At 40.0% G+C, this 15,960-nt stretch carries 14 protein-coding genes; 12 read left to right on the top strand and 2 right to left on the bottom strand.

Annotated features, from left to right (window positions below):
- Positions 1–191 precede the first annotated feature (191 nt).
- The 4 genes from ACUW85_RS07420 (at position 192) to ACUW85_RS07435 (ending at position 3,332) form a co-directional block, all read left to right on the top strand.
- Positions 192–335 carry a hypothetical protein gene (locus ACUW85_RS07420; protein ID WP_396027404.1) on the top strand — a complete coding sequence of 48 codons (144 nt, stop codon included), beginning with the start codon at positions 192–194 and terminating at the stop codon, positions 333–335.
- Positions 336–956: 621 nt separating this feature from the next.
- Entirely contained in the window at positions 957–1,484 is a 528-nt protein-coding gene (locus ACUW85_RS07425) for an NAD-dependent epimerase/dehydratase family protein (RefSeq protein WP_182023520.1), read from the top strand.
- A gap of 78 nt (positions 1,485–1,562) precedes the next feature.
- Positions 1,563–2,144, top strand: a complete 582-nt coding sequence (locus tag ACUW85_RS07430) for a YdcF family protein (protein WP_182023521.1) — start codon at positions 1,563–1,565, stop codon at positions 2,142–2,144.
- 360 nt (positions 2,145–2,504) lie between these two features.
- Positions 2,505–3,332, top strand: a complete 828-nt coding sequence (locus ACUW85_RS07435; protein ID WP_182023552.1) for an exodeoxyribonuclease III — start codon at positions 2,505–2,507, stop codon at positions 3,330–3,332.
- 84 nt (positions 3,333–3,416) lie between these two features.
- On the opposite strand, the gene ACUW85_RS07440 is transcribed toward ACUW85_RS07435, so the two are convergent.
- Positions 3,417–4,244 (bottom strand): hypothetical protein, encoded by an 828-nt coding sequence (locus ACUW85_RS07440; RefSeq protein WP_182023522.1) that lies wholly within the window; start codon positions 4,242–4,244, stop codon positions 3,417–3,419.
- 296 nt (positions 4,245–4,540) lie between these two features.
- Between ACUW85_RS07440 and ACUW85_RS07445 the strand changes: the two genes are divergently transcribed.
- Positions 4,541–5,080, top strand: coding sequence for a hypothetical protein (locus ACUW85_RS07445; RefSeq protein WP_069286462.1), 540 nt, complete (start codon positions 4,541–4,543; stop codon positions 5,078–5,080).
- Between the two features lie 8 nt (positions 5,081–5,088).
- Positions 5,089–5,667 (top strand): N-acetylmuramoyl-L-alanine amidase, encoded by a 579-nt coding sequence (locus ACUW85_RS07450; RefSeq protein WP_182023523.1) that lies wholly within the window; start codon positions 5,089–5,091, stop codon positions 5,665–5,667.
- 131 nt (positions 5,668–5,798) lie between these two features.
- Here the strand turns inward: ACUW85_RS07450 and ACUW85_RS07455 are convergent, their stop codons facing one another.
- Complete coding sequence (locus tag ACUW85_RS07455) at positions 5,799–6,620, bottom strand: MetQ/NlpA family ABC transporter substrate-binding protein (RefSeq protein WP_259345408.1); 822 nt, start codon at positions 6,618–6,620, stop codon at positions 5,799–5,801.
- Between the two features lie 215 nt (positions 6,621–6,835).
- Between ACUW85_RS07455 and ACUW85_RS07460 the strand changes: the two genes are divergently transcribed.
- The 6 genes from ACUW85_RS07460 (at position 6,836) to smc (ending at position 15,912) form a co-directional block, all read left to right on the top strand.
- Positions 6,836–7,843, top strand: coding sequence for an MsnO8 family LLM class oxidoreductase (locus ACUW85_RS07460; RefSeq protein ID WP_182023525.1), 1,008 nt, complete (start codon positions 6,836–6,838; stop codon positions 7,841–7,843).
- Between the two features lie 111 nt (positions 7,844–7,954).
- On the top strand, positions 7,955–10,006 hold the full coding sequence (gene recG / locus ACUW85_RS07465; protein ID WP_182023553.1) for an ATP-dependent DNA helicase RecG: 2,052 nt from the start codon (positions 7,955–7,957) through the stop codon (positions 10,004–10,006).
- Between the two features lie 169 nt (positions 10,007–10,175).
- A complete protein-coding gene (gene plsX, locus ACUW85_RS07470) occupies positions 10,176–11,198 on the top strand; it encodes a phosphate acyltransferase PlsX (protein WP_182023526.1) in 1,023 nt (340 codons plus the stop codon).
- A gap of 102 nt (positions 11,199–11,300) precedes the next feature.
- Positions 11,301–11,540 (top strand): acyl carrier protein, encoded by a 240-nt coding sequence (locus ACUW85_RS07475; protein ID WP_004262367.1) that lies wholly within the window; start codon positions 11,301–11,303, stop codon positions 11,538–11,540.
- Between the two features lie 80 nt (positions 11,541–11,620).
- On the top strand, positions 11,621–12,316 hold the full coding sequence (gene rnc / locus ACUW85_RS07480; RefSeq protein WP_182023527.1) for a ribonuclease III: 696 nt from the start codon (positions 11,621–11,623) through the stop codon (positions 12,314–12,316).
- Between the two features lie 20 nt (positions 12,317–12,336).
- A complete protein-coding gene (smc, locus tag ACUW85_RS07485; protein WP_182023528.1) occupies positions 12,337–15,912 on the top strand; it encodes a chromosome segregation protein SMC in 3,576 nt (1,191 codons plus the stop codon).
- The last annotated feature ends 48 nt before the right edge of the window (positions 15,913–15,960 follow it).

Genomic DNA, 15,960 nt, shown 5'->3' on the forward strand with positions numbered 1-15,960 from the left:
GACAAAGCTTTTTGATGCTTTGTCTTTTATTTGTGCTCACTATGAGATAATGTCATATATTGATACAATTAAATTTTTTAAGACTAAATAGCTGGTATAAGATAGACATAAATAAGACTGTATAAATCATAGTGAATTTTTACAAATTTATTTAAATAATTTTGATTTTCAGGAAATATTTACTTCATATATTGCTCCATGCGGAAATGGTGATTACATCAAGATATCATGCACTGGTGTTATCTATTGCGAATAAAGTACCAATTCTTTCCATGATGAAGGATGGAGTAGGAGACAAAAGATACTATTACAATAAAAAGGGGGGGACTCATTGAACAAGTTTTTAATGGTTTAGATATTGATGAAACACGTTTAATGAAAAGTAATTTCATGGTTGCTTTTGAATTGGTGAAAGAAAATTTTATCGACTTACTTACTGAAAAGTAAGACCGCTATACATCACGAATGTTCCATCAAAACATAATTGTACTAAATAAATTATGTATAGATTATATTAACCCCAAATTGACAACTAATCCTTGATAAACATGAAAAATACTACCTTCTTAGCTTTATCTAATATATAATGTAAGCGGATACGAAGTATTTCTTTGGAAGAAAAAAATAATAAATAGGTACAATACGACGTTTGACTATTAATAAATGTGCATGTTTATATGCTAAATTTAGGGAGGATTTCTACATAAAATTGAAACTCATTTTTACGAATCTCTACAAGCATAATTTTTTAAAGGGTCGTTTAATAAGCGCATTTTGAAGAGGAATTATGCAAAGGATATGCAACTGTTCATATTATTTTGGCAGTATATATTTTTCTGGAAAGTATTTTTAGGGAATTTTAATAGACAAGCTATAAATATATGCTTTAACGATATGAAGATCAGTAACAGTCGGTGAGTGACATTTATTTTTATAAGGAAATTGTGGTGGAGAAAATGGATAAAGTAGCGATTATCGGTGCAACGAACGCGATTGGCCGTCAGGCGGTAGAACAATTTTCTACGGCGGGCTATGAAGTTCTCGCTGCACATTATGAAGATGTTGAAGTTCCAAACTTACCCGGTGTGAAAAATATTTTTATCCAACCAGGGGATACTGCAATTGTTGAGGATATCTTGGAGCAAGCGCGGATTGTCATATTGCCGGTGATTACGGAAATTTGTGATATACCAAAACTTATTAATTATGAGGAACGGTTATTCAATATTATTGACATCTGTGAAGATCTGCCAATTGATGAATTTTGCTATGCAGTTGCGAGTGCTGAGCATCCAGACGAAATCGATTTTGAAATGAAACAAGTACAAAAACGGCTAAAAGCATATATTGAGAATGCTGACTTAAATCAACAGCCAATTGATATGCTTAAATTTGCAGATCAATTTACCGAAATGATCCAAAGGGATGTTGCTTCGCTTGCAAGGAAACACAATAATAAGGTTATATTTGATTTTGGAAAATGATACTTTACTTTTCATCCGGTAATTCCCATGTGGTAAGATAAGACAAAAGGAAAATGCTTATCAAAATGGGGAATGCAGATGAAAGGAAATAATCTTGTTCGATTTGCGGGCTTTTTTGCCGGCATGGGTATCGCTGTTGGTTTAGTGTGTATGATTACCATCAGTAACCTCATTGTAGATGAAGAACCAAAAGTATCAGATATTATTGTAGTACCAGAAGGCGCTAGTGAGCGGGCCGGTGAAGCAGTTGATTTGCTTGAAGCGGGCTATTCACAGTCAGGAAAAATTATCGTTAGTCCACTAACCCAGTCAAACTTTGATTTTTATGTGGGGGCTGGCGCGCCAAGTGATGCTTTAATTAACGAAGCAAATGCAACGTCTACTTATACCAACGCACGAAATACGTTGAAGATGATGCAAGAAATGGGCTATGATTCAGCCATTATTACGTCATCTGACTACCATATGTTGCGGACAAAAATGATTTACGAGCGGCAAAATCGACACTATGGGTTTGACTTAACTTATGTTGCTACTTACCATGATGTTGGCGGCGAGGAAGTGACTTGGTGGCAAGCCAATCGTGAAGCAGGATTTAAAGAAATCAAGAAATTTTGGGGCTACATGTTCTTCTTATACCATTGGGTAGATGAAGACTAGTAAGCACTAGTAAGCAAGTCAAAAGTCATCCGGTGAGGGTGGCTTTTTTGACATTTTAAATGACTATAATTCAAAGCCACAGTACAACGTTAAAATGGTTTTGAATAAAGTATCATGAATTTACTTTATGAATAGTTTAAATGAGTATACGAAATGCTATGTGATGACGTGAACTTTCTGGGTAACTTAACAAATATTTATATTTTCAGAGCAATGCCTAAAAAAAAGAAATCTGACAAGTAATCCGATCTTAAATAGCCATGCTTTATAACCTCTAACTCACTCACTCTTATGTCTCATTTCGGTTATGTTTGTGATTATGCTAAAATATAGTCACAAAATGAGTAAAGGGGTTTAATGATGAAGTTAATTTCATGGAATATTGATTCTTTAAATGCAGCCTTAACTGGTGCGTCTCCGCGTGCAGAATTATCACGTGAGGTTTTAAAGATGATTCGTGAACATCAACCAGATGTGATTGCGATTCAAGAAACGAAACTATCGGCGAAGGGTCCTACGAAAAAGCACCTTGAGCTATTGGAAGCGAATGTACCAGATTATGAGATTCAGTGGGTGTCTAGTGTGGAGCCTGCCCGTAAAGGTTACGCTGGTACCATGTTCTTGTATAAGAAAGACTACACGCCAGAAGTCACTTTCCCGCAAATTGGGGCACCAACGACGATGGATTACGAAGGTCGTATGATTACACTTGAATTCCCTGATTTCTATGTAACCAATGTTTATACACCAAATGCAGGATCTGCTTTGGCACGTTTAGAAGACCGCCAAGCTTGGGACGTTCAGTATGCAAACTATTTAGCGGACTTGGATGCGAAGAAACCAGTGATTGCTTGTGGTGACTTTAATGTCGCACATACGGAAATTGACTTAGCACACCCCAAAAATAATCATTTTTCTGCTGGTTTCACTGATGAAGAACGTGCTGGCTTTACCAACTTGTTAAACCGCGGTTTCACAGATACCTTCCGTCATATTCATGGCGACGTTGAAGGTGTTTATACTTGGTGGGCACAACGAGTGAAAACAAGTAAAATCAATAACTCAGGATGGCGCATTGATTATTGGTTGGTGAGTGACCGGATTGCAGACAAAGTGCAAAAATCCGAGGTACTAGATTCTGGCACGCGTCAAGATCATACGCCAATTTTGTTAGAAATTGATATCTAGTTAAGGAAGATAATCAATCATGAGGCTGGGCTAATGGTAGCTCAGCCTTTTTAGTTTACCGTTATCCCTGTACAGCGTTTAAACCTATTCTTTAACGCCTTTTTGGATTTTCCGTATCTTCTTTTGTGCGTTTTTGCCAGCGATTTTCTTTAATTTCTCTTGACCAAAAACATAGTAGAGAATATTGGCGAAAAGTTGGTACATACTATCTAGCTGGCCAAAGTCTAGATATGCTTTAATGGGTTGATAGGCAGATTCGCTGACCATAAATTGTTGATTGTCAAGTGTATCCTCATCAGCTTGATTACTTAATGATTGATGATGAGTGAAGTGGTTGAACTGACTATAAAAAGCCATTTGATTAAAGAATCGTAAGTGTTGTTGGCGGAAGGTGGCATAAAAATCCATTTTTTCTCTTAAATATTTATTTTTTAGATTGATTCTATATTTGAAGTGGTTGTCTACTTCAATCCAGGTATCCTTCTTGCACTGGGCGTCCGCATAGTAGACTCGTATATTATGTAAGGCCAGGATGTGATTGATCTCCTTCTCATCATGAAAGCGTTGGAAGGCAAATTTTCCAAGGGTAATCGGTAACCGCTTATTACTATCCAGAATATGCGTGTGTGCTTGATTGAAATAAGTCGCCGGGAAGCCGTATTGGTCATGCCAAGCTTTCAAGAGTGACATGGTGTCTAGGTGACTAATGCCAAAGGATTGGTCGGTGAAAAGAATAATTGTCTTAAAAGGGAGTTTGAATGCCGACACATTATAGAGGAGGGACATGTTTTGAAGCAGTTGATTGAAGTGACGGGGATTTCCAGTGATGGCTTTTTCGATGATGGTGTTGAGATGGTCTTGCCAATGGAATTTTTCTGGGACTGTTTCAAGTTTGCTGTTATCTATGCGCATGTTCTACCACCTTTATACTTTTTGTTATCTTATTTATAACATTGTATTTATTTTAATGAAACCAATTAATTGCTAGGACTTGAAAATAGATTGTTTTATATTGAATAAGTGATAATTTGACGGAAATTAGCCGTTTTGATTCAATGTTTTTATCTTTTAACTGATAATTCTAGCAAAAAATACTAGCCAGACATCCTAGTATGAGCTTGCCTTTTTCCGAGTATTAAACGTATTTTAAGTTACCTGCAGGTGATGAAAAGATACTTTAAGCTCGTTTAGGGGAGGAAATTGCTTTTATGTTTGATCAATATCAGTATCCGGAGTTGTTGGACCAGTATCATGGTGTGATTGTGCATGTCTTAAATCGGTATCATGTGGATGTGTATAAGTCTTATTACGATGATATTTACCAGTTGGCGCAGATTGCTTTATATCAAGCAGCGGAGGATTTTGATGGGGATTCGCTAAGTGAGGCTGACCGTTACCGGTTTGTGGCTTATGTGAAGCGGGTGATAACTTGGCGGGTGTTGGATGAATTGCGTAAGCACACACGTCAGGGTGGTCAGGAGTTTTCAACAGCGGATGAATGGGTATTTGAGGCTGGTTTAGGTGAGGGGCCGAGGATTGAGCTAACAGCGGATATTGAGCATTTCTTAGCTGAGGCAGCGAAAATATTACAACATCGTGATTTAGACTTTCTATACCAAGTGATTGCTTGTCAGGGGAAGACCAAGTTATTACTTGAAATTTACCCAATTTCTCGCCAAGCTATTTACAATAAGAAACGCAATTTGATGGACAAACTACAATCTATTCGCCATTTGTTGGTGGGTTAGGAGACAAGATGAAATCAACAACATTTAAAGAATATAAAGGCCTTTTAATTGCATTTGGACATGGAAATGGGGACCCAGGTGCCGTATCTGGGCAATTTACTGAGGCAGAAATGGTACGGAAGTTAAAACCCTATATTGAAAAATGGGCTAAAGCAGCTGGCATCAAAGTGGCTTTCTATATGGACAATCTTTACCAACATGCAACAGATATGAAGACCTATGCGGATTGGGTGGTTGTTGAAGTACATATGGATGCGGCCGCTAAACCGCAGAAGGGTGGGCATGTGATTATTCATGCTGACTATGTGACAGATGCCATAGATGATAACTTGATTGCAGTAATTCAAAAGCATTTTGGCTTAGTCACTAGAAATGGTTTAGGCTTATCAAAAAGAGGGGACTTGTTGAATTGTAACAATGCCCGTCGTTGGGGAATTAATTACCGCTTGTTGGAATTATTTTTCCTGGCAGATGCAACTGACCGTAATTATTACTTGGCTAATCTAGACTTAGTGGCTAAAAATATGGTGGAAGCTGTTGTCGGTGTTCAAATTGCTGATGATAAAGTTTGTCAGTGTACGCGCTAGCTAGGGTCACTGTGTCATAGCGATATGTGAAAGACCTAAAATTACTTCAATGTGTATATAAGAAAAGCCAGCGTGGTTGGGGATGAACCCTTACCACGATGGCTTTTTTGTCTTTTGTATAGGTCTATAATCTATTGATTTTCTTCAGGGATAATCCAAAACTCTGTACCAATTTCTTCGTTACGGTCAAGAACTGCTTGGTTGAAGTCTTCTGATTGGTAAATAGCTTTGACATCTTCCACCCAAGCTTGATCCATTTTATCAGCAGTCGTAATAGCTTCAAGTAGTAAGCCTTCGATTGGTTGTTCTGTGACTAAACGAGAATCTAAGTCCATACCCGCGTCATAAGCGATTGAACCAGCAACTAAGGCATAGGAAACGTCTTGGATTGCGGGTGGGATAGCAGCACCTTGCATTTCGATAATTTCAATACCTACATGATTTTCTTCGATATCGTCAGCAGTCACTTTGGCTGGTTCAACGTCTGGATTTAACGTAATCCACCCAAGGTCTTCCATGAGTAGTAAACCACGCATCATGGTAACTGTACCATTACCGATAGCAATGGTATCACCTGCTTCAACAGCATCAAGACTGTCTTTTTGCCCCGGATAGATAGCTGCCGGTACAGTTGGGATACGGACAATTTGTTGAAAGCTAGCACCCAGAGTATCGTTATAGCTTTCAGTGTTCAAACGGTTACCGTCTACATTGATATCCGCTTCACCCTCATCAACAGCAATCATTGCTTGGCGTAATTCAGAAAACTGAATTTCTTCAACGGTGTAGCCTTGTTCTTCTAATCTTGGGGCCACTTCTTCCATAAATAGAATAGAATAGGGGCCAGGTGATGTGGCCACTTTGATGGTTTGTGTATCTTCCGTCTGCTTTCCGCAAGCAGCGACCACCAAAGTGATTAAAGCCAGTCCAAGATAACGCAAATTTTTTTTCATTTTTCTACCTCCCAAAGGTGTTTTATTCATCCACTTAAACTTATCATAAATTGTTGGGAATAAGGACACAGTATGCTTGGGACGGGTTATTGGATATCGATCATTATTGACAGTTTTGGATTTAACTTCATTTTTTGTAAAAGTAATTGAACAGTTTATTCTATTTCTACATATGGTAAAATAAGGTTATTGAAATCAGTAAGAGGAGTGACAAAATGACTTTAGGGATAGGTATTTTAGATTTTATACCTCGGGATAAAAATACATCGGTATTAGAGTCCTTTGAGCAGTCAATAGAACTAGCTAAATTGGCGGATGAAAAGGGCTTAGACCGATACTGGCTAACAGAACACCACTCAACGCCAGCTGTCTTATCATCAACTCCACAGTTATTATTAGCCCGTTACGGTGCAGCAACAAAGCAGATTAAGTTGGGTACGGGTGCGGTGATTATCAATAATTCCACTCCTTATCAAATTGCAGAGAACTATATGGTGCTTGAAGCCATGTATCCTGGACGTGTTGAAGCAGGTGTTGGCCATTCTATGCCAAAAGAAGTTACCCGTCAGGAAACATTGGGGATGCAGATTAACCGTGGACTAGATTATGAAAAGACGATTTCACAAATTGCAGGTTTACTTTATGATGATCTAGCAACTGAAGATGAGATGCATGGGCTACGTGTAATGCCTACTTATTTTGACGGCGTGACGCCACTTTATACTATGCTAGGTTCACGCCGTAATGCGAAGTTTATTGCGGAGAAAGGTTTAGGAATGGTATTCGGTTTATTCTTCTCAGGAGATTTGGCTGAATGTATTGAAACAATCAAGATTTATAGAAAACACTTCAAACCTTCTAAAGGGATGCCAAAACCTTCAGTATTCATCGCCCTTTATGCAGTGACTTCTACAAAGCGCAATATGAAGGAAGTACTAAACTATGCCTTAAATGATTGGATAGATGCACTAGAAGATGACAAACGTGCTTATTTAGAGTTGATGGAAGTGTCTGAAGCAAGAGATTTTGTTACAACTGTTGATCCGGATGCAGAAGATAGGCATGCGTCTAAAAAAGTATACGGCACACCTAAACAAGTGGAAATGCAGTTGCGCCGTTTGAAAGAAGAAACCAATGCAGATGGTTTCTTAATTGCCAACCATTTATCCGGATTTGCGAATCGACGTGCTTTGATTGAAATCTTGAGCCAGGTCAATATTTAAAGGTCAAAACGCTAATGATCTTAATAATAAGGTGAATTTAATGGAAGAAGCCTGGTTTAACCGGGTTTCTTTCATTATAGCTAGCTACTTTTATGGAAAGGGGGGATTATGATGGCACGAGCTTTATCCGATTCAGTGACAGTTTTGAAAGGTGTTGGCGCAAAAAAAGCGGCATTATTAGAAAGGGTTGGGATTTCAACGGTTGAAGATTTACTTTACCATTTCCCTTTCCGTTACGAAGATGTGTCTGTAAAATCGGCCGGTGAATTAATGGATAATACCAAAGCTTCAGTAAAAGGTGTGGTAGTGACGGAACCCGTTGTCCAATACTTTGGGCGCAATCGTAACCGTTTGACCTTTCGCTTAGCTATGGACCATGAGGTATTGCAGGTTATCTTCTTTAACCAGCCTTACTTAAAAAAGAATATTCAGGTCAACCAAGAAATTGTTGTTTATGGGAAATTTGAAGCGGCTAAACAACAAATTGTAGGCATCAAACTATTCTCCAACCACCAAGATGAGGAGAGTGGTGATAATGATTTTGAAGCAATTTATCATCTAACTCAGGGTCTATCAACTAAATCGCTGACCGATTTAATCAAACTAGCCATCGATTTATACGGGGACCTAGTTGTGGAATTATTGCCCGAAGCTTTGCGGGAAAAATACCAACTCATGCCGCATAAGTTAGCCATCCAGCAAATTCATTTTCCAGATAGTCAAGAAAACAACCGACAAGCACGTAGGCAATTGAAATACCAAGAACTCTTCTTGTACGCCTTGAAATTACAATGGCGCAAATTACAACAACGCCGAATTGCCAATGGTGCTCAAATACTTTATGATAACGACCATCTTCGTGACTTTATCCAGACTATTCCTTTTGAATTGACGGCTGGCCAAAAGGCTGTGGTCAATGAGATTTGCGCAGATTTACGGCAACCCTTCCAGATGAACCGCCTTCTTCAAGGAGATGTTGGATCCGGGAAGACGGTAGTAGCTATGATTTGCTTAGTGGCAACGATTGATGCAGGTTTTCAAGGCGCTATGATGGTACCAACTGAAATTTTAGCTGACCAACATTATGCCTCCATTTCAGGATTCTTTGAAAAAACGGATTACAAAGTGGCTTTACTGACGGGGTCGACGAAAACTAAAGCACGGCGGGAAATTTTAGCCGATTTGGTAAACGGGGACATTGACCTTTTAATTGGGACACATGCCTTGATTCAAGATGATGTGAAATTCGCTGACTTAGGGATGGTTGTGATTGATGAACAGCACCGGTTTGGGGTTAACCAACGGTCTAAATTAGTGGCAAAAGGTGAATTTAAAGCGCCTAATGTCCTGTATATGACCGCAACGCCAATCCCTCGTACATTGGAGATTACAATGATGGGGGATATGGACGTTTCTAAGTTAACGGAAATGCCTTCGGGTCGGATTCCGATTGAAACATCATGGGTTCGCCATAACCGACAAGCCCAAGTTGATGAACAGATTTGGCGAGAAGTGAGGAAAGGCCGACAAGTTTATATTATCTGTCCTTTAATCGGTGAATCAGAAGCTTTAGAAGCACAAAATGCTGAACATATTTATGAAACTTATGTGGCGCAATTTGGCAGTCAGTTTTCAGTTGGTTTATTGCACGGACAAATGAGTGCGGATGAAAAAGACCAAGTCATGGAAGCCTTTAAGAAGAATGATATTCAAATACTGGTGTCAACAACGGTGATAGAAGTAGGGGTTAACGTACCAAACGCGACTTATATGGTGATTCTAGATGCTGACCGGTTTGGTTTAGCCCAGCTCCATCAGTTAAGAGGACGGGTAGGCCGTGGTGACCATGCATCATATTGTGTTTTAGTAGCTGATCCAAGAACAGATAACGGGAAACAGCGGATGAATATCATGGTTGAATCGACGGATGGTTTTTACCTTAGCCAGCAAGATTTAGAATTACGTGGTGCCGGTGATTACTTTGGCACCCGTCAGTCTGGTCTACCAGAATTTAAGGTGGCTGATCCAATTGAAGATGGTGTCATTTTAGAAGTGGCTCGTGAAGACGCCATCCAATTTATTCCTTACTTTGAAGGCCATTTAAATGAATTCACTGATTTAGCCGAATGGCTTGACCAGCAAGTGACAACAATCAACGCTTAGGATTATTGATGCAATAAAAATTTAGGCAAAAATAAAGACAATTAGGGCCAAGGTGGTGTAAGTTTTCAAGCTGAAATCCTTTTTCCCTTATAGGCTACAAGTGGCTTTGGGGTATGATATAATAAGAGCAGATTTTTGAATTTATTGAATGTAGAAAGTAGGCATAGGAATGAGAATTGCAGTAGATGCAATGGGTGGCGATAACGCGCCTAAAGAAATCGTCTTGGGTGGCTTAAAAGCTGCAGCTGAACGTAAAGACGTCACCATCATATTTTATGGAGATGAAGATGCGATCAAAGCAGAAATTGAAGGGTCTACACCTGAAAACGTGGAGATTGTTCACGCAGCAGATAAGATTTTATCTGAAGATGACCCAGTAAGAGCTGTACGTACAAAACGTGAATCATCTATGGTGATGGCAGCGCGTGCAGTACGAAACGGTGAAGCAGATGCCTTGATTTCAGCCGGTAACACAGGCGCCTTATTAACAGCAGGCTTACTAGTGGTCGGCCGGATGAAAGGTGTTGAGCGTCCAGCCTTAATGGCAGCTCTACCAAACTTAGCCAATATCGGGGACTCAGTATTATTAATAGACTGTGGTGCCAATGCGGAATCAAAAGCGTCATATTTAAATCAATATGCAGTCATGGCAACAGCCTATGCCCGTGCAGTCTTGAAAAAAACTGCACCTTCAGTTGGTTTATTAAATAACGGTACTGAAGACAATAAAGGGAATGACTTAACGAAAGAAGCCTTTGGTTTATTAAAAGCCAATGATCAGATTCATTTCACTGGTAATGTCGAATCTCGTGAAATTTTAAACGGGGTAGCAGACATTGTCGTAGCCGATGGATTTACTGGAAATGCCGTATTAAAATCAGTGGAAGGAACGGCAGCTGCTGTAATGAAATTGGTTAAAAATGCGATTATGGACGGTGGCGTTAGCGCTAAACTTGGTGGTTTACTAATCAAAGGGTCATTAAAAGATATGATGACTAAAATTGATTTAGACCAAGCAGGCGGCGGTATTTTATTTGGTGTAAAAGCACCAGTATTAAAAGCACATGGTTCTTCAAATGCGACCAGTGTCTTTCATACAATTTTACAAGCAGCGACAATTGTAGATGCAGGTATTATTGAGGAATTGGCCACAACATTTGAAAAAGAAATGGCTGCTAAGAAGGCAGAATAAATTTGCTGAAAGTGGGGTTAGCTTGACCTAGTTTCCCCCTTTTTCAAAAAATAAAAGGTTTTAGTTGATGTGTAACATAGGATTTTATTTAGGAGGATTTTCATGGCAGAGAGTACAACTTTTGAACAAGTAGCGGCTTTAATTGTGGAACGTTTCGGTGTGGAGGCTTCTAGTGTGACGCCTGAGATGTCGTTTACGGACGATTTGGGTGCGGATTCGTTGGATGTTGTGGAATTGGTGATGGAATTGGAAGATAATTTCGGTATCCAGATTTCTGATGATGATGTTGAAGAAATTAAAACTGTTGCGGATATTGTGAAGTATATCGATAGCCATAAGTAGGCTTATGATTCGATGTTTGAGGAGGCTGGCAGTTGGTTGTCCAGCCTTATTTTATTGAAAATAAATAAGGAGGAATTTTCATGGATTTGTCAGGTGTGAAGGCTTTATTGGCTGATCGGTTTGGTTTGGAAATACAAGATGAAACGCATTATATTGAGGCGTTTACCCATTCTTCATATGTGAATGAGAACCAAAAGCTAGCTTTACAGGATAATGAGCGGATTGAATTTTTAGGGGATGCGGTTTTAGAGTTAGTGGTATCTAATTATTTATACCGTAATTATCCCGAGATGGATGAGGGACGGATGTCGTCTTTACGTGCTTTAATTGTTCGCGAGGAGTCATTGGCTAAACGTTGTGTTGAGTGTGGTTTTGACCAGTTTGTACGTTTGGGTAAGGGTGAGGAAGCAAGTAATGGACGCAAGCGCCCATCTTTATTATGCGATTTATTTGAGTCGGTTCTAGGTGCGATTTATCTTGATCTTGGGTTAGATGCGATAGAGCATTTGATGTCCCTAACCATTTATCCTAAGATCAAGAATGGTGATTTTACACGTTTATCTGATGCGAAAACGGCCTTACAGGAAGAGTTACAAAAAGAGGGTGCGATTCAGTTGGCCTATGAACTTGAAAGTGAATCTGGTCCAGCGCACAGTAAAGAGTTTCATGTGGCAGTTCGTTTATATGATGAAATCATTGGACGAGGTGTGGGCCATTCTAAGAAAGCGGCAGAGCAAGCTGCTGCGGCCAATGCTTTAGAATTGTTGAAAAAATAGTAGGAGAAAGGAATTAGCCTGTGTACCTAAAAACAGTTGAAATAGTCGGCTTTAAGAGTTTTGCGGATAAGACGACAATCGAATTTGATAATGGGTTTACAGCTATTGTAGGACCAAACGGCTCAGGGAAGTCGAACATTACAGAGGCCATTAAGTGGGTTTTGGGGGAGCAATCTGCCAAGTCCTTGCGTGGGTCAAAGATGTCTGACGTCATTTTTGCAGGTGCTGAAGACCGCCGAAAGGGGCAGTACGCACAAGTAACCCTCACTTTTGATAACAGTGACCGCGCCTTGAATTTTGAAACGGATGAAGTGGCTGTTAGCCGGCGTTATACAGCGGCTGGGGACTCTGAATATATGATTAACCGCCGTCCTTGCCGCTTGCGTGATATCACCGAATTAATGATGGATACTGGGATCGGTCGGGATTCTTTCTCCATTATCTCCCAAGGTAAAGTGGAACAGATTTTCACCCAGAAGCCAGAGGATAGACGGGCGATTTTCGAGGAAGCTGCTGGGGTTATGAAGTACAAGTCACGTAAGCATGAAGCTGAACGGAAGTTGAAACATACTGAAGAGAACTTGCACCGAATTTATGATATTTTATCTGAACTTGCTGACCGGATTGAGCCCTTAGAAGAACAGAAGAATGCAGCTTTACGTTATAAAGCATCAAAGGCAGAATTGTCTGACATTGAGATTGCATTAACGGCAGTTCAGATTGAAACCTTGAACGAACAATGGCAAGTAGCCAAGAATGATATCTTAGCTTACGGTCAGGATATTCATAACCGTCGAGCTGCTTTAACTAAAACACAAGCCTCGCTTACGGATTATAAAGACAAGGCTAGTCAGGCAGATGCATCCGTTAACGAGTTGCATGAGCAATATGTTGATTTGGTGAAAAATGCTGAGCAATTACAAGCTAAAATTCAAGTCCACCACCAAAAAGTCCTTTTCAAGGAAAATAACCAAGCCAGCCAAGCTGAGAATCTTGATAGTTTGAAGGCTGCGGTAAAAGACTTTAAAGCTTCCATTATCCAATTAAAAGCCCAATTAGGGGATATGGAAAAGGATATTGCTGAAAAAACAACTGATCGCGATAGTTTACTGTCTGCGCTTGAAGACCTGACGGATGATTCTGAAGCAGCAGTTCAAGCTAAGAGAGCCGAATATATTACAGCGCTACAAAAACAGTCCAGTCTACAAAATGACTTAAGCCAGCTTGAGAAGGATATAGCGAATGAAGTCGCCTCAGTTGAAAAAAACCAGTCTGAGCGAACAGCTAAAGAAACTACTTTAGCTGAATTGAAAGATCAACTCGAAAAGGCTGAAGCGGATAAGGTAAGTTTTAGTCAAGAAATAGAGTCTTTGCTTAACCAATATCAAATGAAAGATCGAGAAGTTAAAGCCAAGCAAGAAGAAACTTACCAAGCTAATCAAGAAATGAACCAAGCGAATCAACGGCTAATGCAGGCTACTGCCCGTAAAGAGTCGCTAGAAGATTTGGACCGCGACCATGCTGGTTTCTACCAGGGGGTTAAGGCAGCTTTAGACCTATCAGATAAATTTCAGGGTGTCCACGGGGCAGTTGCCCAATTGCTCCGCGTGCCAGATACTTATACTGGAGCCGTTGAAACCGCACTTGCTGGCGCTATGCAAAATATCGTTACAGAAAATGGTCAGGTAGCCAGTCAATTAATTGGTGAATTGAAACGTCAACGGGCAGGGCGGGCAACTTTCCTCCCACTTGATGTGATTAAAGGCCGGTCAGTAAATCCCAATGACTTGAATAAAATTCAGTCAATGCCTGGATTTATCGGCGTGATGGTTGATTTAGTAGACTTTGATAGTCAATACCAACAAATTATGGCCAATTTAATGGGTAATGTCATTGTCGCTGATAATCTTGATAATGCCCGTGCGATTGCTAAAGCCCTGTATTCTCGCTACCGGATTGTGACCCTTGAATCAGATGTGATTAACGCTGGTGGGTCAATGACTGGTGGGGCAACGAAACGGAATAACAATGCTGGTTTATTGTCCCGGAAAACTGATATCGATCATTTAAGTCAGGAAATCAAGACCTTGACCGCAACCGTAACCAACTTGCAAGAAGAGATGCACCAAGCGTCGCAAGTATCTGAAGAGATGGTGAAAGACCTTGAAACAATCAAAGCACAAGGTGATGAAGCACGCTTTAGTGAACGGACTTTATCGAGTCAAATTGACCAGTTAACGCGGCAAATTGCTGATTTAACTGAAGCTTTAAAAACTGGTGAAGGCCTGCAAGCTTCTGCTTCAAAAACGAAGGCGAAACAAGAAAAAACCAAAGCGAAGTTAGAAGCGGACTTAAAAGTTGTTGACGATCAAGTAGATCAATTGAAAAATCTGATTGAGGATATGAACTTGTCCGCTACTGATAAGGCTGAAAAAAGGGCGCAATTACAAGGGCAATTGCAGGCTGCTGAAACAGATTTAGCGGTCTTTAAATCGCAATACACTCAAGTTGAAAGTCAATTAGCAGGTCAAGAAGCTGAATTAGCAGCAAAAGAAAATCAGGTAAGCCAAGTAGAAGTGGAACTTAAATTGATGCGGGAAGCTATTTTATCCAATTCTGAAACTTCTGGCACCTTGGAAGCTGACTATCAAGCAGCTGTGAAAGCACAGAAAGATTGTGAAGCTCAATTAAAAGCGGTCCGAAAAGTCCGCAATGAGGCGCAGAATAAGGCTGATGCCTTAGACAAAGAAGTCCAAGAAATGAATACACATCTCCAAGACTTGCTTGAAAAGCAAGCTAAGGTGGAGGCAACAGCTTCTCGATATGAAGTATCGATTGATAACCATTTAACCCACCTTCGGGAAGAATACGGTCTGACCTTTGAACGGGCAAGAGCGACGTCAGAATTAACCATGTCTATGGAATCAGCATCCTTAAAAGTTCGTCAGTTGAAAAAAGAAATTGAACAAATTGGACCGGTTAATTTAGCAGCCATTGATGAGTTTGAAGAAGTAAATCAACGGTTTACCTTTATGCAAAAGCAACGAGATGACGTATTGGCTGCCAAAGAAAAACTCTATCAAACAATTTCTGAAATGGATGAAGAGGTGGCTGAACGATTTGAACAAGCCTTTATTGCTATTCGGGATGCTTTTGAAGATATCTTTCCTAAATTATTTGGTGGAGGTCGGGCGAGTCTTAAATTGACGAGGCCGGATAATCTGTTAGAATCAGGAATTGACATTGAAGCTCAACCGCCGGGGAAACGGCTGCAACACCTATCCTTATTATCAGGTGGGGAGAAAGCTTTAACTGCAATTGCCTTATTGTTTGCGATTCTAGATGTGAAAACTGTACCTTTTTCTATTTTAGATGAGGTGGAAGCGGCGCTTGATGAAGCCAATGTAGCTCGTTATGGTCGGTTCTTACGTGAATTTGCAGATAAGACGCAATTTATTGTCATTACCCACCGTAAGGGGACAATGGAGTCAGCAAATATATTATATGGCGTAACCATGCAGGATTCTGGTGTGTCTAAATTGGCAGCCGTTCGTTTAGAAGAATTTGATGAGAAATTACTAGAATCATCAAATTAAAGAGGATTTAGTCGTTTTTCATGGGGGAATGTGTCAAAATGTAGGTAA

The organism is Aerococcus sp. 150760013-2 (assembly GCF_053627715.1).